Source organism: Lysobacter enzymogenes, assembly GCF_900106525.1.
In the GTDB taxonomy this organism is placed as follows: Bacteria; Pseudomonadota; Gammaproteobacteria; order Xanthomonadales; family Xanthomonadaceae; genus Lysobacter; species Lysobacter enzymogenes.
Genome location: NZ_FNOG01000010.1, coordinates 86,259 through 108,445, shown reverse-complemented (window position 1 = coordinate 108,445; position 22,187 = coordinate 86,259). Strand labels below are relative to the sequence as shown.

Below are 22,187 nucleotides of genomic sequence, written 5' to 3'. Positions count from 1 at the left end.
GCCGACATGAGTGGATATCCGCGTTCTCCCAAGATCCTGCGCGGCGGCCTGGTCCTGCTGGACCCGGACAGCGGCAACGTGCTGCGCATCATCGCCCTGCAGTACAACCCCGAAACCATGACCCGCAGCCTGCAGGTCAAGGCCACCGGCGCCGACAGCGGCGGCCACAGCGAAGCGCTGCGACTGAAGGGACCGGCGGTGGAGACGATCAAGCTCGACGCTGAGATCGACGCCACCGACGGCCTCGACAGCGGCCAGGGCACCGCCGGCAGCCTCGGGCTGCATCCGCAACTGGCGTCGATCGAAGCGTTGGCGCATCCGGCCAGCGGCGAGCTGTACGCGGCCAACGCCGCCGCCGGCGCCGGCATGCTCGAAATCGCGCCGGCCGCCGCGCCGCTGTGTTTGTTCGTGTTCGGGCCGAACCGGATCGTGCCGGTGCGCCTGACCGAACTGGGCATCGTCGAGGAAGCCTTCGACACCGAGCTCAATCCGATCCGCGCCAAGCTCAGCCTGGGCCTGCGCGTGCTCAGCGTCGACGACCTGGGTTTCGACGGCAAGGGCGGCGGTTTGTTCATGAGCTATCTGCTGGCCAAGGAGAAGTTGGCCGGGCTGGCCGCGGCCGGCGATTTCCAGGCGCTGGGCATCGCCGGCGTTCCCGTCGTTCCCTGAAGACTCCACCGCTGCACACTGCGCGAGCGCACGATCATGGCCAATTACGATTTCCCGCCAACCAGCCGCTACTACGACGTAGAAACCACAGCGCGCACCGAGGCCGACGGCACTGTCGTTCCTTACCTGCGCCGGCGCTTCCTGCCGGCGCTGGACGGGTTCGTGCTGCTGCACGAGCACCGCGTGGTCGAAGGCGAGCGGCCCGACCACATCGCTGCGGCCGAACTCGGCGACCCGGAAGCGTTCTGGCGGCTGTGCGACGCCAACGCGGCGATGCACCCGGACGAGCTCACCGCCGAAGTCGGCCGCAGTGTGCGCATCACCCTGCCGCTGGGCATGCCCGGCCCGGGACGGGAGTGAGGCATGCTCAAGGGCATCCATCTGACCTTGATGATCGGCCCCGCGGTGCCGATACCGGCGCCGCGCGCGGTGCTGGACGCGCTGCAGAGCGCGACCATCACCAGCGCCAAGGACAAGGCCGGCTTCCAGTTGGTGTTCGCCGCCGACAAGGGCTCGACCCTGCTCGACGTGCTGCTGCCTGCCGGCTACCTGGATCCGATCACCACCCGGGTGATCCTCGCCGTGACCCTCGGCGGTTTTCCGCACGTGCTGATGGACGGCGTGGTGACCCGCCAGGAACTGGCGCCGAGCAGCGAGCCGGGGCAGTCGACGCTGACCATCACCGGCGAGGATCTGAGCGCGCTGATGGACCTGATCGAGATCAAGCGCCCGTTCCCGAACATGACCGACACCTTGCAGGGCTACGCGGTGTTGGCGCCGTACATGGCCTTCGGCGTGGTGCCGCTGGTGATTCCCGGCTTCATTCCGGAACTGCCGATCCTGACCAAGAAGATCAAGTCGCAGACCGGCACGGACCTGGATTTCCTCAAGAAGATCGCCAGCAACAACGGCTTCGTGTTCTACGTCGAACCCGGCCCGCTGCCCGGGCAGAGCATCGCCTACATGGGCCCGAACATCCGCGTGCCGGTGCCGCAGCCGGCGCTGAACATCAATATGGACGCGCATACCAACGTCGAGTCGCTGAGCTTCTCGCTCGACGGGCTGGCCAAGGAAACCATGCTGGTGACCATCGGCGATCCGGTCACCGGGCGCATTCCGATTCCGATCCCGATCCCGTCGGTCAACATCTTCCAGCCGCCGCTGGGCGCGCGGCCGACGCCGCCGCTGAAGATGGTGTATTCGCGCGACGCCGGCGGCGACGACTCGGCCGCTTTCACGGTCAAGAAGATGCTCGGCCGCATGCTCAAGGGCGCGGCCAACGCGATCACCGTGTCCGGCTCGCTCGACGTGCTGCGCTACGGCCACGTGCTGCGCTCCAAGGCGATGGTCGGCGTGCGCGGCGCGGGACTGGCCTACGACGGGCTGTATTACGTCGACAGCGTCACCCACAAGATCAAGCGCGGCGAGTTCAAGCAGAGCTTCCAGCTCAGCCGCGACGGTTTGATTTCGCTGACGCCCCGTGTGCCCACATGAGCACGCACGAGCACGCATGAGACCGACATGAGGACACCGACATGAGCGACGGATCCCGCGGCACCCAAACCTATCCCGGCCTGTATCGCGGCACCGTGCTGCCGATGCCCGACCCGGAATTCCGCGGCCGGCTGATGCTGAACATTCCCGATGTGCTGGCGTTCGTGCCGAGCACCTGGGTCGAACCGTGCACGCCGCTGTCCGGCCCGACCGGCCCCGGCATGGGCGTGTACATGGTGCCGCCGCCGGGCGCCGGCGTGTGGGTGATGTTCGAACAGGGCGACCCCGACAAGCCGGTGTGGATCGGCTGCCGCTTCGACACCCAGGCCGATCCGCCGGCGATGTCCAAGCTCAGCAATCCGGTCGATCCCAGCATCATCGTCTCGACCATGCTGCAGAACCAATTGGTCATCAGCGACCTGCCGCCGACGCCGATCACCGGCGGCATCGTGCTGCAGAGCACCACCGGCGCGATGTTGGTGGTCAACGACAGCGGCATCTACATCGACAACGCCAAGGGCGCGTCGATCTGGCTGGTCGGGCCGACGATCACGTTCAACAAGACCGCAATGGCCATCACCTGAGGACGCCGCGATGCCTGGATTCCTGCTCCACGCCAACGCCGCGATGACCTGCCAGCACGCCGCCGGCCAGGCCAAGATCGCGCCGGTGCAGACGCGCGTGCTGGTGTCGGCGCAACCGGTGGCGACGATTCCGCCCGGCGCGCCGACCATCGCGGTGATGGGTTGTCCGTTCACTCTGCCCAACGGCAAGCCGCAGCCGTGCGTGACGATCAAATGGGCGATGCCTTCGGCGCGGGTGACGATCATGGGCCTTCCGGCGATGGTGACGCCGCCGCCCGGCCCCGGCACCGGCCCGGGCATCTGCCAGAGCGTCGAACAGATCCCGCAGGGCGCGCCCATCGTCGGCGCCGTGCAGACCCGCGTGTTGGCGACCTGAGCCGAGCCAAGGAGCCCGCCATGCATCTCGACTTCCCCTTCCGCATCGACGGCCGCGGCCGCAGCGCGCAGACCGACCATGCCGGCTACGTGCGCGACCTGATCGAGCAGTTGGTCTTCACCCAACCCGGCGAACGCGTCAACCGCCCGGATTTCGGCAGCGGCCTGATGCAGTTGGTGTTCGCCGGCAACAGCCCGGAGCTGGCGGCGACCGTGCAGTTCACCCTGCACGCGGCGCTGCAGCGCTGGCTGTCGGATCTGATCGAAGTGCGCGAGCTGCGTGTGGAAGCCAACGACGCCACCCTCACCGTCAACCTCAGTTACGCCTTGCTGCGCACCGGCGAACCGGCCAGCGCCAGCTTCGTGCGTCCCATCTGAACGCCGCCGCATGAGCGCCTCCGCATACGCCAGGACACCGCCATGAATCTCTCCTGCCGCAACGACCCGCGCCGCGACGCGGTCCGCGCCTTCCAGGGCCGGGTCGGCCTGGACTTCGTCGAAGTCTCCGCCGATCAACTGACCTTGCGCGTGTGCTTCCTCGGCAAGCTGCCGCCGGAACTGGCGCGCGACGGCGAAGGCCTGGAGCGGCATCTGCGCATCGAAGGCGGCGCGCGCATCCGCGACATCCGCATCCTCGACGCCGACCCGCATCTCAGCGGCGAGCCCGATCTGGACGACTGGCTGGTGCTGCGCCTGGACCGCTACGGCGACCATTCGCGCTATCGCCTGCGTTTGCTCGACATCGCCGGGCTCGACCCGATGTACGCCAGCGCCGAGTTCTCGTTCAAGGTCGGCTGTCCGTCGGACCTGGACTGCAAGCAGGCGCCGGCCTGCATCGACGCGCCGCCGCCGGAGCCGCCGATCTCGTACCTGGCCAAGGACTACGCCAGCTTCCGCCGCCTGATCCAGGACCGCCTGGCGTTGATCGCGCCGGACTGGCCGCTGAGCCACGTGCCCGACATCGGCGTTACTTTGACCGAGCTGTTGGCGTACGCCGGCGATTACCTGAGCTACTTCCAGGATGCGGTGGCGACCGAGGCCTACCTGGGCACCGCGCGCCAGCGCATCTCGGTGCGCCGGCACGCGCGCCTGGTCGATTACTTCCTGCACGAAGGCTGCAACGCGCGCGCCTGGGTCGCGATCGAAACCGATCAGGACGTGTTCCTGCCGACCGCGGCGATGGCTTTCCTCAGCGGCGTGGATCCCGCGCTGGGGCTGCCGACGGTGCTCGGGCCTACGTTGCTGAGCGAACACCCCACGCTGGCCTGCGAGCGGTTCGAACCGATCCTGCCGGCGGACTGCGACGCGCTGGCGGTGCGCGTCGCCCACAACCGCATCGCGTTCTACGACTGGGGCCGCGAAGACTGCTGTCTGCCGCGCGGCGCCACCCACGCCGTGCTGCGCGACGCCTGGCTCGATGGCGAAGGCGATGCGCGCGCGCTCGACCTGCATCCGGGCGACGTGCTGCTGCTGCGCGAAGTGCGCGGCGCCCGCAGCGGCCTGGAAGTCGACGCCGACCCGGCGCGGGTGTGGCCGGTGCGGCTGGTGCGGGTGGAACGCGATGAAGATCCGGTGTTTCCCGTCGTCGTCGGCGAGTCCGACGACGACACCAGCGGCCCGGCCCGGCCGACGCCGCTGCTGCGCGTGCATTGGCATGCCGACGACGCGCTGCCGTTCCCGCTGTGCCTGTCGGCGCTGGGCCCGGCGCCGGTGTGCGCGCGTCTGCGCGATCTGTCGATGGCGTTCGCCAATGTGGTGTTGGTCGATCACGGCCGCAGCGTCGGCGCGGTCGATCTGGGCCGCGTGCCGCAGGGCGAGAGCGAAGCCGAATGCCTGTGCGAGCACCAGCCCGGTGAGGTCCAGCGCACGCCCGGCCGCTTCGACTGGCGCCTGCCCGACGCGCCGCTGACCCACGCCGAAGCGGCGCCGCCGCCGAGCCGCGCGGCCAGCGCCAGCCTCGACCAGGATCCGCGCGCCGCGCGTCCGGCGCTGCGCCTGCACGACAGCGCCGGCCACGCGTGGACGGCGGTGTTCGACCTGCTCGCCAGCCGGCCCGACGACCGCCACGTGGTCGCCGAAATCGACAACGACGGCCGCGCGCGCCTGCGCCTGGGCAACGGCGAACTCGGCCGCCGCCCCGACCCGGGCCTGGAGTTCGCCGCGCGCTACCGCATCGGCAACGGCCGCGCCGGCAACGTCGGCGCGCACAGCATCAACCGCATCGCGCTCGGCGACGGCGAATGGAACGGCCTGCGCCTGAGCATCGACAACCCGCTCGCCGCCGCCGGCGGCAGCGAGCCCGAATCGCTGGCGCAGGCGCGCCTGCTCGCGCCCGGCGCGTTCCGCAGCCAGCTGCTGCGCGCGATCACCGCCGACGACTACGCGCGCATCGCCGAACGCGATGCGCGCGTGCAGCGCGCCAACGCCGAACTGGTGTGGACCGGCAGCTGGTACGAGGCCGATGTCGCGCTCGACCCTTACGGCGAAGTGCCGGCCGACGCTGCGCTGATCGCGCAGAGCCAGGCCGCGCTGGAACGGGTGCGGCGCATGGGCCACGACCTGCACGTGGAGACCGCGGTCTACGTGGCGCTGGACCTGGCGCTGGAGGTCTGCGCCCTGCCCGGCTATGAGCGCGGCGAAGTCGAGGCGGCGCTGCTCGACCGCTTCAGCGCCGGCCGCCGCCGCGACGGCGCGCCGGGCTATTTCCATCCCGACCGGCTCGGCTTCGGCCAGAACCTGCGGGTCAGCGCGCTGGTCGCCGAGGCGATGGCGGTGGCGGGCGTGGAATGCGCGCGGGTGACCCGCCTGCAGCGCCTGTTCGCCGCGCCCAACCGCGAACTCGAAGACGGCGTGCTGCGCCTGGGCGCGCACGAGATCCCGCGGCTGGACCGCGATCCCAACTATCCCGAACACGGCAAGCTCGCCATCAGCGTCGGAGGTGGCCGATGAATTCCCTGTCCTGCGGTTGCGGCGGCGCCTGCGGCGACGGCGCTTGCGGTTGCTGCGACGGCGTCGCCGCGGCCACCCCGGTCGATGTCGCCAACCGGCCGGGCCTGCCCGCGCTGAACTATCGCGTCGGCACCCACGGCCGCTTCATGGCCAGCATGACCGCGCGTCTGCCGAGCATGGAAGTGGAGACCGCCGGCGACGACGGCCAGCCGCCGCGCACGCTGCGGCCGCTGCAGGCGCTGACCACGCGCGACCCGGCCGACCCGGCCATCGCCTTGCTCGACGCCTGGGCCACGGTCGCCGACGTACTGACGTTCTACCAGGAACGCATCGCCAACGAAGGCTATGTGCGCACCGCGACCGAGCGCCGCTCGCTGGTGGAGATGGCGCGTCTGGTCGGCTACGCGCCGCGTCCGGGCGTGTCGGCCAGCGTGTTCCTGTCCTACACCGTCGACGACAACCAGGCCGAGCCGGTCGACCTGCCGGTCGGCACGCGCGCGCAGAGCCTGCCCGGCCCCGACGAGACCCCGCAATCGTTCGAGACCGACGCGCCGCTGCAGGCGCGGCGCGAATGGAACGACTTGCAGATCCGGCGCGAACGCCCGCAGGCCATCGACAGCGGCAGCGTGCTGTCGCTCGGCACGGTCTATGTCGATGGCGCCGACAGCGGCGTGCAGAGCGGCGAACTGCTGCTGTTCCAGTTCGGCGCCGGCGCCAACGCGGTGTATCAGGTCCGCCGCGTCACCGCGGTGGAGGCCGACTTCATCGCCAAGCGCAGCGCGATCTCGCTGCAGCCGCTGCAACCGCTGCTGGCGCAGGCGCTGCCGCCGCTGGCGGTGCTGATCGGCAAGCTCGAACAATTGCAAAGCCAGGGCAACGGCAGCTCGACCGCGCTGGCGCGGGCGCGCGCGCTGCAATCGGCGGTGCGCCTGGGCGCGCCGCACTGGCCGCTGGCGCAATGGCATCAGCGCATCGCCGAGGGCGTGTCCGGCGCGGCGCTGACGCCGCTGGACGAATTCGACGACGCGATCAAGCGCGTGCAGCTGCCGTTGGCCGCGGTGCTGACCCAGGCGCTGTCGCTGCTCAAGCTGCTGATCGTGCGGCTGAAGTGGCGGATCGGCCAGGGCGAAGGCGATGCGCGCGCGGTCGAAAACGCCGAAACCCTGCTGGGCCAGATCGAGCAAGGCGTGCAGGTCGCGCCGTTGCAGGACTGGGACGGCCTGCTCGGCAGCGGCGCCGAGGAAGAAGAATCGATCCAGCTGATCCAGGAATTCGGCGAGTCGATCCGCAAGCTGCAGCCGTCCGCATCGGCCGTGGCCACCTCCTCGCCCGACCGCTTCGTCGACGGCCTGCTGCGCAAGCCGGTGGTCCAGGCCGCCAGCCCGCAGCGGCTGCGCCGCGACCTGCGCAGCGCTTTCGATTACGGCGCCGACCTGCAGCCGCAGCTCATCACCGAGTTCGCTCCGCGCCTGAAGGACAGCTATTACCAAGCCTGGCGCGGCGCCCAGGTGGACACCCAGATTCCGTACCAGCACCTCACCGCGCTGTATTCGCTCGGCGCCGGCGAAGCGCTGTTCGGCGCCGCCAGCGGGCGGCCGATGCCGGAGATCGTCAACAACAAGGTGCCGGCGGTGCAGAACTGGGGCGACTGGCTGTACGCGGGCGATGAAAACAACAGCAACGCCTTCCTCGGCAAGTCGCTGCCGCTGCTGGCGCAGGGCGATCTGGTCCTGGTCGCGCGGCCCGGCGACAGCGGCCTGCCGGATTACCGCATCCTCACCGTCGCCAGCGCGCGCACCGGCCCGCGCAACGCGTACGGCATCTCCAGCGAGAGCACCGCGCTGGAGTTCGGCATCGACGGCGTCGCCACCAGCTGGCGCAAGGTCGAAGCCGGCAAGGACGGCACCGCCGACATCGCCGAGCTGCGCCGCACCTGGCTGCATCCGCAGCGCAAACAGTTGCAGCCCTCGGCCGAGCCGATCCTTAACGACGTGTCCGGCGCCGTCCTGGAACTGGGCCCGCTGCACCAGCAACTGCAATCGGGCCGCTGGGTCGTGGTCGAAGGCGAGCGCAGCGACATCGCGGGCGTGCGCGGCGTGCGCGCCAGCGAGCTGATGATGGTCGCCGGCCTCGAGCACGGCTACGACCCCTACCTGCCCGGCGACCGACCGCACACCACCCTGCATCTGGCGACTTCGCTGGCCAACACCTACTACCGCGACGGCCTGCGCATCCACGCCAACGTGGTCCCGGCCAGCCACGGCGAGAGCCGCAGCGAAGTGCTCGGCAGCAGCGATGCGCGCCAGCCGATGCAGCGCTTCGCCTTGCGTCAGCCGCCGCTGACCTGGCGCCCCGCGCCGACCGCGGCCGGCGCGGCGAGCACGCTCAAGGTGTTGGTCGACGGCGTGCAATGGCAAGAAGCCGCCAACCTGGCCGCACTGAACGCGGACGCGCGCGCTTTCGTCACCCTCACCGGCGACGACGGCGTCACCCAGGTGATCTTCGGCGACGGCGAACACGGGCTGCGCCCGCCCAGCGGCTTCGAGAACCTGCGCGCGCAGTACCGCAACGGCATCGGCGCCGGCGGCAACGTGCGCGCCGGGCAGATCTCGCTGCTGGTCAGCCGCCCGCTCGGGATCAAGGACGTGGTCAACCCGCTGCGCGCCTCCGGCGGCGCCGACCGCGAAAGCCTGGAGCTGATCCGCGAGAACGCGCCGCGTTCGCTGATGGCGCTGGACCGGCTGGTGTCGCTGTCGGACTACGCCGACTTCACCCGCATGTTCGCCGGCATCGCCAAGGCCGACGCGGTGCGCTTGGGCGACGGTACGCGCGAGCTGGTCCACCTCACCGTCGCCGGCGTCGACGACATGCCCATCGACGAGGACTCCGACCTCTACCGCAACCTGCTGACCGCGCTGCGCGAACTCGGCGACCCCGCGCTGACCGTACAGGTGGCGATGCGCGAGCGCCTGGCGCTGGTGCTGCAGGCCAAGCTCAAGCTGCTGCCCGGCTATCAATGGGAACCGGTGTCGCAGGCCGTGCGCGAGCGCCTGCTCGACCGCTTCGGCTTCCACGCCCGCGCCATCGCCCAGCCGGCGCTGCTGTGCGAACTGGTCGCGGCGATGCAGTCGGTGCGCGGCATCGACTGGGTCGACGTCGACAGCTTCGGCGCGATCCCCGAGACCACGCTGGACTGGCACACCCAGCAGCGCCGCCTGATCACCCAGGACGAAATCACCGACACCGTGCGCTGGATCCTCGACGGCGATTCCGACGAGAACACCGCCAACGGCGAAGACGACTACGAACCCTTGCAGCCGCCGGCGCGGGTGGACGCGCAGCGCGCCCAGGCCGAGGGCGAACGCATCCGTCCGGGCCAGCTGGCGTTCTTCGCCACCGCCGTGCCCGACACCTTGATCCTCAACCCGGTCCAGTGAGCGACGACATGGACATTCCTTCGCTGCACGCCCCGCCGCGCATCGACCGCCTGTACCGGCTGCTGCCGGCGATCCACCGCATCCGCGACGCCGAGCAGGGCTATCCCCTGCAGGCGCTGCTGCGCACCATCGCCGAGCAGATGAATCTGGTCGAGGACGATATCGCCCGGCTCTACGACAACTGGTTCGTGGAAACCGCCGACGACTGGGCGGTGCCGTACCTGGCCGACCTGCTCGGCTATCGCCCGGTGCTGGCCGCCGGCGCGCTCTCGCGCGAACTCGGCGCGGCCGGACAGGCGCTCAACCGCGCGCTGGTGCCGCGGCGCGAGGTCGCGCATCTGATCGCGCAGCGCCGGCGCAAGGGTACGGTCGCGCTGCTGGAAGACCTGGCCTACGACGTCGCCGGCTGGCCGACGCGCGCGGTCGAGTTCTTCAAATTGCTCGATCGCGCTCAGGACATCAATCATCTGCATAGCGACCGCTTGGGCACCGCCAGCCTGCGTGACGGCGCGGCGCTGGAACGCTGCGACGGCCCGTTCGATTCGCTCGCCCACAGCGTGGATGTGCGCCGCATCGCCTCGCACCGGCGCGTGGGCCGCTACGACATTCCCAGCGTCGGCGTGTTCGCCTGGCGCATGCGCAGCTATCCGGTCACGCGCACGCCGGCGTATTGCGTGGAAGACGCCGGCCCGCACTGCTACACCTTCAGCGTGCTCGGCCAGGACGCGCCGCTGTACCGCAAGCCGCGGCCGGAGACCGACCCCAGCCATCTCGCCGACGAAACCAACCTGCCCTTGCCGCTGAGCCGGCGCGCGCTGCGCGACGGCCTGGCCGCCGAATACGGCAGCGACGCCAGCCTGGCGGTGTGGGCCGAGCAATGGGCCGGCGGCGGCGGCGACGGCGAACCGGTGCCGGCCAGCGCGGTGGTGGTCGCCGACCTCAGCGGCTGGCGCTACCGCACGCCGCGCGGCAAGGTCGCGATCGACCCGGTGCTGGGCCGGCTGATGTTCCCGCCGTCGCAGGTGCCGAAGAAAGGCGTGCGGGTGAGCTATCGCTACGGCTTCGCCGCCGACCTGGGCGGCGGCGAATATCTGCGCGGCCTGCGCGACCCGGCGCAGGCGTTCGCGCTGTACCGCGTCGGCGACAGCGAAGCCGCTGCGGCGGCCGGCGACGACGGCGAGCTGCCGCCGGTGGTGCCGCGCATCGGCGACGCGCTGCGCCAGTGGAACGAACAGGCGCCGCAGCACGCGGTGATCGAGCTGCTGCACAGCGGGGTGTGGGTGGAGCCGCTGCACATCCGCCTGCGCCCCGGCCAGTCGCTGACCCTGCGCGCGGCCGACGGCGTGCGCCCGGTGATCCGTCTGATCGACTGGCAGACCGACCTGCCCGACGCGTTGACGGTCGAACTCGACGCCGGCAGCCGCTTCCATCTCGACGGCATCCTGCTGACCGGCCGCCCGCTGCACGTGTGCGCGCCGCGCGAACCGGGCACCTACGCCGAGCTCGCGCAAGGCCTGCCCGACTGCGGCGCCGAAGTGTCGATCCGCCATTGCACCCTGGTGCCCGGATGGGCCATCGACTGCGGCTGCGACCCCGAGCGTCCGGCCGAGCCGAGCCTGGAACTGCACGGCGTGCGCGCCCAGGTCAAGGTGAGCCACAGCATCCTGGGTTCGATCCAGGTGCAGGAAGACGAAGTCGGCACCGATCCGATCGCGCTGTCGATCGAAGACAGCATCGTCGACGCCGCCGGCCCGCGCGAACAGGCGATCGGCGCGCCGGCCGCCGCGGTCGCCCACGTCTGCCTGAGCATGCGCCGCTGCACCGTGTTCGGCACGGTCGAGGTGCACGCGGTGGAGCTGGCCGAGAACAGCCTGTTCAACGACTGCCTCAACGTCGCCCGCCGCCAGTTGGGCTGCATGCGCTTTTGCTATGTGCCCTGCCGTTGCCGCACGCCGCGCCGCTACCGTTGCCAACCCGACGAGGCCATCGCCGCGGTGCGGGCGAAAAAACTGCCGGCGGCGGTGGAACAGGAACTGATCGCGGCCGAACGGCTGCGCCTGCGCCCGCGCTACCAATCGCGGCGCTACGGCCGCCCCGGCTACGCCCGCCTCGCCGCCGAATGCGCGCCCGAGTTGCTGCGCGGCGCCGACGACCAGTCCGAGCCCGGCGTCTACCACAACCTCTACGAACCCCAGCGCCAAGCCAACCTGCGCGCGCGCCTGGACCAGCACACCCCGGCCGGCATGACGGTCGGACTTCTCCTTGCCGACTGACCTGAAAGGACACAGACATGAAAGGCGACTTCTCGCGGGTGAGCTTCGACCCCCGCAACCATTTCAGCCAGGTGCTGCTGCAACAGGGCCGGGTCACCCTGGACGCGGATCCCAACGAGCAGAGCGCGATCTTGCTGCACTACCTGCGCACGCTCGCGCGCGATCTGTTCGGCCCCTACGCCGCGCCGGTCGACAACGCCGGGTTCGACCTGCAACTGCAAGGCGAGGACGGCGCGCTGAGCCTGGCCATCGGCGCCGGCCGCTATTACGTGCAGGGCATCCTGTGCGAAAGCGAAGGCTGCGACTACATCGACCAGCCGCACTTCCGCCCGCAGCCGCAAGGTAAAGACACCGGCTCCGGCGATCCGCTGCGGCGCTGGCTGGAATCCTCCAGCCGCGACGACGACGCCCGCTTCTGGGTCTACCTGAAAGTGTGGGAGCGCCATATCACCAGCGTGGAATGGCCGTCGCTGCGCGAGGTCGCGCTGGGCGGGCCGGACACCTGCAGCCGCGCGCAAGTGGTGTGGCAGGTGCGCGCGCTGGCGCTGGAGGAAATCGAAAGCGCGCTGAAGGAGCGTTATGAGGCGACCAAGCAGCGCCTCGGCACGACTCAGGACGCCGCCGAACAAGCGCGCCTGCAGCAGCGCCTGGACGATCTGCACGAGCGCATCTCCCAGTTGAGCGAAGACTACCGCCAGGGCTGCGCGGCGCCGCTGGCGCTGTTCGAGCGCGACGCGCCGAGCCTGGCCGCGCGGCTGCAACCGCCCGAACGCCTGGACGACCCGTGCATCGTCAGCCCCGATGCGGAATACCGCGGCGCCGAGAACCAGCTGTATCGGGTCGAGATCCACCGCGGCAACGAAGACGGCGCCGTCGCCACGTTCAAATGGTCGCGCGACAACGGCAGCGTGCTCACCCGCTGGATCGGCGGCGGCGGCAGCCGCCTGGAAGTGGCCAACCCGCGCGATTTCCGCGACGCGCAGTGGATCGAGCTCAGCGACGAAGACGACGACCTGCTCGGCCAATCCGGCTCGCTGTGCCGCATCGCCAGCGTCGAGGGCAATGTGCTGATCCTGACCGCCGAACAAGACCGCCTCGCCGGCCCCGGCACCAAGGTGCGGCGCTGGGACCAGAGCGCCAACGGCGACATCCGCCTGCGCGACGGCGCGGTGCCGGTGACCGACAACAACGGCGACTACGAATGGATCGACCTGGAAGACGGCGTGCAAGTGCGCTTCGCCGCCGACGGCGATTACCGCAGCGGCGATTACTGGCTGATCCCGGCGCGCACCACCGGCCGCATCGACTGGCCGCAAGACGCCGCCGGCCAGCCCGTCTACCAACCGCCGCGCGCCGCCGATGCGCAATACGCCCCGCTGGGCTTCGTCGGCCCCAACTCCGACGGCAACCCGAGCGCGGAAACGCCGTGCCGCTGTTTGGTGCATCCGACCAGCACCTGCGGGCTGCTGCAGGGGCGGGTGCGCGAGGACGCGGTGCGTGCGCCGGTCAAGCCAGTGGCCGATACGGCGGCGCCGGCGGCGGTGGCGGCGGTGGCCAAGGCTCAGGAAACCAACACCTCAGTCACCAAAGCCGCAAAGAGCACGACCAAGCGAAAAGATGGCTGAGCGCATTCGGCATCGGGCGCTGGGCCGAGCGCTCCGCGACACGCGACGCGAGATGACGCGCCGGCAAGCGACGATGCCGGCGCGCCACCGGCATCGTTCATAACGAACTGCCAAGCCAAAGCCGCAGTTTATACATACTAAAAATGCCGAAACATGCAGATTGGCGGAGCACGGCGCGTCTGTCGGTGAGATACACAATCCGGCCCCTTCAATCTGGCCGCTTCCTCTTGTGTACGGCGTAGTGAGCAAGTACCAACGGGGGAAACAGCCATGAAAATACAAAGGATGTTTGCGCACGCATCGGCCCTTGCCGCGCTCTTGCTGGTCGCAGCGTGCGGGCATATTTCCGTCTACGACGGTACTGGAGCATCGAGAAACGAAGTCGGCATCAAATTCTATGCGCCCAAGCCCTACATTCTGGTGGCGCGCACTGGGGCTCAGGCAGCTCCGGTCAGTGTCGAGGTCGTGTATCTGCCGGATCTGAGCCAGCCGTACTACGCGCGCACCGTGGCCGGGCTGGGTTCGTCGAAGCTCGATCTCGCATTCTCCAACGGCATCCTCACCACGGTCGGTCAGCAGACCGATCCCAAGATCACCGAACTGATCACCTCACTCGCCGGTGTCCCGGGGAGTCTCGCCACCGCCGCCAAGACCCGCGCGGAGGCGTCGGTAATGCTGCGCAAGGAAGCGACCGATGCGGAGCTCAAGGAGGCGGCCGATACGCTGGCGGCGGCATCGACTACTTTGAGCGGTCTTCTCGACGACGACGCATACGCATCGGTGGTCACTAAGAACCAGAAAGCCACGTTGGGCCAGATCGCCAAAGCCCTGGACAAACACGCGACATCCTTGCAGCAGCCCGGCGCTGGCGCAAAAGTAGCCGACATCGCCAAAGGCGTAGAATCGACCCAGAAGTCGCTTTCCGGCGTCAAACCCAGCGATACCCAAAACGCCAGCGAGCCCGGCAAGAAATTCTGGGGACAGGTCGCCTCGGTCTCGGCGGAAGTCGCCGGCGCGGCCAAAAAGCTCAAGCCGGCCGAAACGCCGCCGCAGACCTTCAGCCTCTATGAGATCGCGACGGTCGACGGCATAACCGTCCTGCGGGAAGTGGATTTCCCGAAGGCCGCGAAATGAAGGCACACGGCACCGTGATCCGCCGCCTGGGCACGGCGCGCGATGCGCGCCGGACGACACTGCAGCGGAAACCGCACGTCAAGGGAACCGGACTTGGCTTGAAGCGCACCGATGGCGCGCTGACGCGCGAACCGGCATTGGTCGTCATCGTCGATGCGAAAAAACCGATCTCGAAACTGACACGACAAGAACGCATCCCCTCGTTCGTGAAGCTCGACGGCCGCACGATCCGCACCGATGTCCTACAGATGTCGCGGCTGCACAAGCAGGCCGCTTTCTGCAGCGACGGCTACCATCAAGGGATCGTTTCGGCGTTCGCGAACATCGACGGCACCGCGTACGGGATCACCTGCGCCCACTGCCTGGAGGGCGAGTCGTCGGATCTGGGGGAAATCCCCATCTCGGTCTACGACTACGCCAAGAACGCCTATGCGGTGGTCGGCCAAAGCGGCTTTCGCTTCGTCAGCCCTGGCTCCGGCTCGATCGAAGACTACGGATTTTCCGACATCGGGGTCTTTCAGATCCAGGACAAACACGCGTTCAAGCTGGTGGACGGCGCGCGACCGATGAAGCTTCGCGCTCCTAGCGTCGGAATGCGGGTGACAGGCGTGTCGGCGCACGGGACGATCCGCGGGACCATCGATTTGGTCGCGGTCGAGGCCTACGGATGCTACGTGGATGCGTTGATCGCCGTCGATGGCGCCGGCACGTTTCGCGGCGACAGCGGAATGCTCTGGACCGACGCAAACGGCGACGGGATCTGCATCCATGCGATGGGCAGCGGTAAAGGCCAAACGGGCAGTCGCTACAGCGCGGCGATGTTCGCCCGCCGCATGAGCGAATTCCTGGAAATGGAGTTCCTTCGAACCTAAGCGCTGCACGGTCGGCGGATGCGGGCATCCGAACCCGTCGGCTGCGGGGCCTGTACACGACCCCGCGCCGGCAACGCCGGCGCGGCCGCCTGGATCAGAACTTGTACCCGACCGTAAAGCTATAGCTACGCCCAAAAATGCTCGCGTAATCCGGAGAGTCGCCGAGGAAGCTGTTCGGATCGTAGAACGGCAAACGATCGAACAGGTTCTTGACCGTCACCCCGACGTTGAGCTTGTCGGTCGGGCGCCAGTTCAGGCTGAGGTTGGCGGTCCACCACGACGGTGCGCCGTCGCATTGCGGCTTGGGCACCGGCAGGTAGCCGGCGGTGCAGGTCTGCTCGTTGTTGTCGACCTCGTCGATGCGTTCGCGCGCCCACTTGGTGCCGCCGACGTAGTTGACGAAGACGCTGGTGGTGAACTTCTGGTAGTTCCAGTCGGCGTTGATCGTCGCGCGCAGGCGCGGGTTGTTGTAGTAGCCGACGGTGTCGCCGTAGAACCAGCCGCTTTCGTCGTCGAGGTAGGAGCGGTTGCGGCCGGCGATGGTCGCGGCCAGGCCGACGTTGAGGCTGCCCCACTCGCCCAGCGAGAAGCGGCTGCGCGCGTCGATGTCGAAGCCGTCGATCAGGGTGCGGCCGCGGTTCTTGTACTGGCCGACCACGCTGGCGACGTTGCCGACGGTGTAGCCCGGCAGCGTGCCCGGGCAGACCACGCCGCTGGCCGGATCGGCGCACATCGCCGCCAGCGCCGCGACCGCGGCGCGGTCGGAGTCGGTGATCGGCGAGCGAACCAGCTCGGAGATGTCCTGGATCTTGCTGAAATCCGGCGCGGCGATTTCGTTACGGCGGTAGACGAACCAGTAGTCGGCCGACACCGACAGCCAGTCCAGCGGCTCGAACACGAAGCCGAGCGTGGCGATCTTGGCCTTCTCCGGCTTCAGATCCTGGTTGGGCTGGGTCATGCGCGCGACGGTGCGGCTGCAGTCGACGTTGAGCAACGAATTGCCCAGGTCGACGTCGCCGGCGCGGCGCGACTGGCGCAGCAGGTTGGCGATGGCGTTGGTCTCGCTGCAGCGCTGTTCGTCGCGGAAGCCGCCGAGCTGGGCGAACACGCCGCCGGTACCGGCCTCGGCCAGGCTCGGCGCGCGGAAGCCTTCCGAGTAGGTGCCGCGCAGCAGCAGGTTCGGCAGCACCTGGTACTTCAGGCCGATCTTCGGCGCGACGTTGGCGCTGAAGTTCGGGTACTTGTCCACGCGCAGCGCGGCGTCGAGCTCGAGCTTTTCGGTGATCGGCGCGACGGTTTCGGCGAACAGCGCGTAGGTGTTGCGCTTGCCGTCGAACCACGAGCCGCCCTGCTGGGTGATCAGGCCGCGCGCAGCGTCCTCGTTGCCCGGGGTGTAGAAGGTCTCGCGGCTGATGTTGAAGCCGAACGCGGCGCGCATCTCGCCGGCCGGCAGCTGCGCCAGCGGGCCTTCGATCTTGCCGTCGAGGGTGTGCAGGCGGGTCCAGGACTGGATGTCGAAGGTCGGATACGCCTCGCGCAGCAGCGCCGCGTTGGCCTCGCTGATCTCGCCGAACTTGTACGCCGGATGGTCGGAGATGATGACCCGGCCGGTGCCCGGATCGACGGTGAACGGGCCGAACGCCTTGCGGAAGCCGTCGAGGTTGACGTTGATCGTCTGGTAGGTGATCGAGTGGCTGCCGGCGGTGGCGAACGCGGTTTCCCAGTTCCAGTCGCCGAAGTTGCCGCGCAGGCCGCCGACGGCGCGATAGCTCTGGTCGGTGTTGCGCTGGCCGAAGTAGTTCTTGCCCGCGTCCTGCAGCAGGTATTGCAGGCCGACCACGCCGCCCATCATCGCCTTGAGCTCGGGGCTGGCGCGGTTGTACTCGTTGTTCGGGCCGAGGAACGGATACAGGAACTGGTTGACCGTGGCGCCGGTGTCGCGCGAGAACCAGCTGGTCGGGTTGCCGGTGGTGGTGCTGAACGCGCGCGGGGTGCCGCCGTTGGCGCGCAGGTCGATGTCGGTATAGGTCAGTTCGGCGAAGGCTTCGGTGCTCTCGCCGATCAGGAAGTGGGCGTTGACGTAGCCGGTCATGCGCTCGGTCTGCGCGCCGGCGTCGATCTCGTTGTTCATCCAGGTCTGCCAGATGCAACGCGGGCCGGCGGCCTCGCCGGTCAGCACGTTGTTGCAGCCCGGCGCGGCTTCCTGCCGGCGCGCGCCGGTGCGCGGATCGAAGGCGAAGTAGGTGCCGGGGTTGAACTCGCCCGGCTTGCTGCCGGTGCCCAGGCGCAGATTCTTCAGATAGTTGGGATTGTTGATGTAGTACTGGTTCGGCCGCTTGTCGTAGAAATCGCTCAGCGGGATCGCGTCGCGGCGATAGAAGTTGAACGAGCCGTAGACGTTGTAGCGGTCGCGGTCGAGATCGCCGAAGCCGGCGGTGATGCTGGCCTGGTGCTCGCCGTAGGAATCGATGCGCGAGGAGCTGTCGGTGGTCGCGGTGACTTCGACGCCCTGGTAGTTGCGCTTGGTGATGACGTTGATCACACCGGCCATCGCGTCGGTGCCGTACACCGCCGAGGCGCCGTCGGTCAGCACTTCCATGCGCTCGATCGCCGCGGCGGGGATCGAGTCGATGTTGACGAACTGGGTCTGGAAACCCGCCGGCGCGCCGTAGTACGACAGGCGTCGGCCGTTGAGCAGGACCAAGGTGGCCTGCGCGCCGAGGCCGCGCAGGTTGGCCTGCGAGGCGCCGTCGGAGCCGGTGAACAGCGAGCGCGAATCCTGCTGCGCCGGGCGCGCCGCCGGCAGGTTGTCGAGCACCTGCAGCAAGGTGCGCGCGCCCATGTTCTCGATGTCCTGCTTGCTGATCACCTGCACCGGCGAGGCGGTTTCCACGTCGAGGCGGCGGATGTTGGAGCCGGTGACCTGGATCCGCGACAGCTCGGTGGTCTTGTCCTTGGCCTTCTCGTCCGGCGCGTCCTGCGCGGCGGCGAAAGACGCATGACCCAGCAGCGCGGCGGCGAGCGCCATCGACAGCGGAGCGACGGGGAAGCGGGGTTGGCGATGGGCGGGTTGACAGCGCGGGCGGCGGCTTGCGGGCGACATTTCGGAACTCTCCTGGCAGGATCTGCGGCGCGGATGGCGGACGAAGGGCAACAGCGATCCCGGGCCGCGGCCGGTCGGCCGCAGTCGGAAGTGGGCGGGGGAGGAGCGTCGTTACGTGGCGGGGAGCGTCATGGCGCGAGGATGCTGGCGGTATCGCCCTCCTGGCCGATCAGCGCGGCATTGGCCCAGTTGGCGCAGACCTGGGCGGGTTGGCTGCCCTGCGCGCCGAGCGTGCGCAGGCTCAGCGACGACAGGCCGCGGATGTCGAGTTCCGGCTTGACCACGCCGGGCGCCTTGACCAGTCCGCTGTCGTAGAGCAAACGGCCGTCGCCCCAGACCTGGAACTGCAGGCCGCCAGCGGCGCGGCAGGCATCGTCGATGCCCAGGTCCGCGCGCAGCAGACGCCACAGCCCTTGCAGGCGCAGATCGATGCGGCTGTTGGCGCCGACGCCGAGGCCGCGGCGGAACAGCAGGCCGTTCATGCGCAGCGGCTGGTCGCCGCGGAACGCGCGGTCGGCGCGCACTTGCGCGGCCGCGGCGGCAGGCAACGGCAGCTCGGAGAGATAGCGCTGCTGCGCCGGCCGCTCGGCTTGCTGGTGTTCGAGGATGTGGAAACTCGACAGCGCGATCGGGCCGACATCGCGCGGCTGCAGCGCATCGACCGCGCGCGCCGCGCCGGCCTGGGCCGCGGTCACCATCGGATCGCTCGCCGAGGCGCCGTCGCCATCGGGGTTCTGCACGCTCAGCACGCGGAAGCGCAGCAGCCGGCCGGCGTGCGCCGGGAAGTCGATGCGCTGCATCTCCTGCTTGAGCTGCAGGCGGCCGCGCGCGACCGGTTCGCCCCACTCGCCGTTGCTGTCGCCCAGGTAGACCTCGTAATCGCGGACCTGGCCGTGTTTCCAATTCTTGTCGTTGCGCGGCGCCAGTTCGATGCCGTCGATCAGCTTGCGTTCGCCGAAGCCGACCGTCCACTCGTGGGCGCCGGTGCGCACGGCTTGGTTGCGCACGCTGCGGAACCAGGTGTTGGGATCGTCGTCGAACGCGTTTTCCAACGCATGCCCGGGCTCTTCGGCGGGACGGTTGACTACCAGCAGGCTGTCGGCCGGCAATGCGCGGCCCAGCGCCGGCGCAGCCGGATAAGCATCGTCGGCGGCGGCCGCGGCGACCGGGATATCGAGCGCGAACTGCAGCGGCTTGCGGATGTCGGCGGCCGCGGTGCGCACGTGCAGCGTGCCCTTGCGTTCGGCCGGATCGAAGTACCAGCCTTCCGTCGCGGCCTGCAACGCAGCGGCGTCGGCCAGCTTCGGCAGCGCGCGGCCGTCCAGCGACACCGCGCGCGGCGCCTGCCGGCTCAGCACGCGCAGCGTGTAGCGGCGCTGCGGCAGCTGGCCTTGGTACTGGCCCTGCACCGCGCCGATCGACACCGTCGTCGGGCCGCTGCCCGTCGCCGGCGCGCTCATGCGCAGTTGCTGGGTGCTCGACTCGCCCTGCTCAAAGCGACGGGTGTTGCCGTCGTCCTCGTACAAGCTGTATTGCGATTCGCCCTGCGGATACAGATCGAAGCTGATCTCGTCGAGCGGCTTCTCGCCGTCGTAGAGCATCGCCGGATGCATCGGCACGATCGCGCCGGCGCGCACGAACACCGGCAGCGTCGCCAGTTCGACCGGGCGGTCGAGCTCGCGCCCGGCCGCGCCGGCCTGCACGCTGCGGCCGTCCCAGTAATCGATCCAGCGCCCGGCCGGCAGATGGATGCCGCGGCGCCAGCCGCGGCTGGCGGCCTGGCTGCGGTACACCGGCGCCACCAGCAGGTCGCGGCCGAGCAGGAACTGATATTTGTAGGCTTCGTCGCGCGCGTGCGGGTCGTCCGGGTAATCCCACATCAGCCCGCGCACCGGCGGCGCGCCGGTCTGCGCGGCCTCGTGCACCAGGCCGTACATGTACGGCGTCAGCCGCATCTTCAGCTTCAGATAATCGCGGTTGATGCTGCGGTAAGGCTCGTCGAACCACCACGGATGCTTGCGCGCGTTCGACGACCAGCCCGACATGCCCATCAGCACCGGCGTGAACGCCTTCCACTGCAGGTCGCGGGTGTAGGTCTCGGCGCTGCCGCCGAAGATCGCATCGACGTCGCCGGTGGCGTAGGCCATGCCCGACAGGCCCGAGCCGACCAAGGTCGGCACGTGCCAGCGGATGTAGTCCCAGCTCGCGCTCTGGTCGCCGGTCCAGGCCACCGCATAACGCTGGATGCCGGCCCAGCCCATCACCGTCCACAGGAACGGACGCGAGTCGGAGTTGTTGAGGATGCCGTTGAACGCGGATTGATTCGCGTCCATCGCGAACTGATAGCCCTTGCCGGTCCAGGCCACGTCGAGCTTCTGCACCCGGCTGCCGGCGGTGCCGACTTCCCAGGCGATCTTGTCGACGCCGTTCTCGGTCCACAGGCCGGTGCGGAAGCCGTACTTGGCCAGCCCCTTCACCGTTTCAGGCAATTGCTTGTAGCCGCAGCCGTAGCCGTCGTTGGGCAGGATCCAGCCGCCGGGCATGTCGTGTTCGCGGTATTGCCGCGCCACGCTCTCGACCACGTCGGGCGTGGTGCCGGTCGGGCCGTCGTGCCAGCCCTCGGGCACGGTGCCGGGCTTTTTGACGTTGTCGCCGTCGTTGTAGCAATCGGCGTCGCCGTACGACAGCGCCCAGCGCGGCAGCAGCACCGGGCGGCCGGTCAGGCGGGTGTAGCGTTCGAGCAGGCGCGGCAGCTCGCCGACGAAGTAATACGCGTCGAAGCGGTCCTCGCGGTGCAGCAAGGTGGCCTGGTCGTTCTGGCGCAGGTCGTAGCTGCCGTCGCTCCAGGTGTTGCGCAACATGCCCCAGCCGCGCGAGCTCAGCAGCATCGGCGCCGGGCTCGGGCGGTCGCCCTCTTCCCAGCCGCCGGAGTACGAGACTTCGAGTTCGCGGCCTTTGAATTGGTAGCGGCCGTTCTGCTGGCCGCCGCCGTAGAAGGCTTCGTCGGCTTGCGAGGACAGCACCTGCACGCTCTGCGCCTGGTCCAGGTCGAGCGGCTGCAGTTCCTGCCACAGATGGGTACGGCGTTCGCCGTCGATGCGTTCCAGACGCAGCTTCAACGGCTGGCGTTGCACGTGCAGCACCAGCGCGGCGGTGCGCACGCGCACCTCGGCGGCGTCCTCTTCCAATACCGCCTCGACCTTGCCCGCCGCCTGCGGCAGCACGATCGGCGCGGCCTTGTCGCCGGCGCCGCTGAGCTTGCCGCCGCGGCCGGCCTGCACCCGCACGATATCGTCGGCCAACACCTCGATGCGCAGCGCGCTGCCGGTGTCGGTGCTCAGCTCCCAGCTCGGCGTCGCGCCGGCGCCGGCACGCACCGCCCGCAGGTTGCCGACCGGCTCGGCTGCGGCCGGCAGCGACGACGCGCACAGCGCGGCGAAGATCGCCCCCGAGAGGATCGCGATCGACAGTCGCGGACGACGCACACGGAATTCCACCTTGCCCCCAAGGCCCGCGCGGCGGGCTTTCGAAAACCGAACAACGAACAACGAGTGCGGCCGACTCTAGGCCAGGGTTTCGAAACCTGTCAATAAATTGAAAGGAAAAAGGAAGAATTTCTTCGATGAAACGAAAGTTTGTGCAATGCAATACTTTCTAAACCACGCCAAAATC

At 69.1% G+C, this 22,187-nt stretch carries 14 protein-coding genes; 12 read left to right on the top strand and 2 right to left on the bottom strand.

Translation table 11 applies throughout. The features are described 5' to 3' along the window. Positions 1 to 6 precede the first annotated feature (6 nt). The 12 genes from BLU84_RS22190 (at position 7) to BLU84_RS22135 (ending at position 15,412) form a co-directional block, all read left to right on the top strand. Positions 7 to 669, top strand: a complete 663-nt coding sequence (locus BLU84_RS22190) for a hypothetical protein (protein ID WP_074872277.1) — start codon at positions 7 to 9, stop codon at positions 667 to 669. A 36-nt stretch (positions 670 to 705) separates the two neighbouring features. Continuing rightward, positions 706 to 1,029, top strand: a complete 324-nt coding sequence (locus BLU84_RS22185) for a hypothetical protein (RefSeq protein WP_074872275.1) — start codon at positions 706 to 708, stop codon at positions 1,027 to 1,029. Between the two features lie 3 nt (positions 1,030 to 1,032). Beyond that, the gene (locus tag BLU84_RS22180; RefSeq protein WP_074872272.1) at positions 1,033 to 2,163 is read left to right on the top strand and encodes a hypothetical protein; all 1,131 of its coding nucleotides are present in this window, start codon (positions 1,033 to 1,035) and stop codon (positions 2,161 to 2,163) included. Positions 2,164 to 2,204: 41 nt separating this feature from the next. Further along, the gene (locus BLU84_RS22175; protein WP_074872270.1) at positions 2,205 to 2,747 is read left to right on the top strand and encodes a phage baseplate assembly protein V; all 543 of its coding nucleotides are present in this window, start codon (positions 2,205 to 2,207) and stop codon (positions 2,745 to 2,747) included. Positions 2,748 to 2,757: 10 nt separating this feature from the next. After that, positions 2,758 to 3,123: a hypothetical protein gene (locus tag BLU84_RS22170; protein ID WP_074872267.1), complete on the top strand. Its 366-nt coding sequence runs from the start codon at positions 2,758 to 2,760 to the stop codon at positions 3,121 to 3,123. A gap of 20 nt (positions 3,124 to 3,143) precedes the next feature. Continuing rightward, on the top strand, positions 3,144 to 3,500 hold the full coding sequence (locus tag BLU84_RS22165; RefSeq protein WP_074872264.1) for a GPW/gp25 family protein: 357 nt from the start codon (positions 3,144 to 3,146) through the stop codon (positions 3,498 to 3,500). A 42-nt stretch (positions 3,501 to 3,542) separates the two neighbouring features. Next, positions 3,543 to 6,071: a putative baseplate assembly protein gene (locus tag BLU84_RS22160; RefSeq protein WP_074872262.1), complete on the top strand. Its 2,529-nt coding sequence runs from the start codon at positions 3,543 to 3,545 to the stop codon at positions 6,069 to 6,071. Next, positions 6,068 to 9,508, top strand: a complete 3,441-nt coding sequence (locus BLU84_RS22155) for a putative baseplate assembly protein (RefSeq protein WP_074872259.1) — start codon at positions 6,068 to 6,070, stop codon at positions 9,506 to 9,508. Before BLU84_RS22160 ends, BLU84_RS22155 begins: the two co-directional genes overlap by 4 nt. An 8-nt stretch (positions 9,509 to 9,516) precedes the next feature. Beyond that, positions 9,517 to 11,781, top strand: a complete 2,265-nt coding sequence (locus tag BLU84_RS22150; protein WP_074872483.1) for a hypothetical protein — start codon at positions 9,517 to 9,519, stop codon at positions 11,779 to 11,781. Positions 11,782 to 11,798: 17 nt separating this feature from the next. After that, complete coding sequence (locus tag BLU84_RS22145) at positions 11,799 to 13,406, top strand: DUF6519 domain-containing protein (protein WP_074872257.1); 1,608 nt, start codon at positions 11,799 to 11,801, stop codon at positions 13,404 to 13,406. A gap of 270 nt (positions 13,407 to 13,676) precedes the next feature. Next, a complete protein-coding gene (locus tag BLU84_RS22140; protein ID WP_139175193.1) occupies positions 13,677 to 14,540 on the top strand; it encodes a hypothetical protein in 864 nt (287 codons plus the stop codon). Continuing rightward, positions 14,537 to 15,412, top strand: coding sequence for a hypothetical protein (locus BLU84_RS22135; protein WP_074872253.1), 876 nt, complete (start codon positions 14,537 to 14,539; stop codon positions 15,410 to 15,412). Before BLU84_RS22140 ends, BLU84_RS22135 begins: the two co-directional genes overlap by 4 nt. Before the next feature lie 94 nt (positions 15,413 to 15,506). Here the strand turns inward: BLU84_RS22135 and BLU84_RS22130 are convergent, their stop codons facing one another. Continuing rightward, the gene (locus tag BLU84_RS22130; protein WP_074872251.1) at positions 15,507 to 18,440 is read right to left on the bottom strand and encodes a TonB-dependent receptor domain-containing protein; all 2,934 of its coding nucleotides are present in this window, start codon (positions 18,438 to 18,440) and stop codon (positions 15,507 to 15,509) included. A gap of 203 nt (positions 18,441 to 18,643) precedes the next feature. After that, positions 18,644 to 22,012 (bottom strand): TIM-barrel domain-containing protein, encoded by a 3,369-nt coding sequence (locus BLU84_RS22125; RefSeq protein ID WP_074872248.1) that lies wholly within the window; start codon positions 22,010 to 22,012, stop codon positions 18,644 to 18,646. Between the last annotated feature and the right edge of the window lie 175 nt (positions 22,013 to 22,187).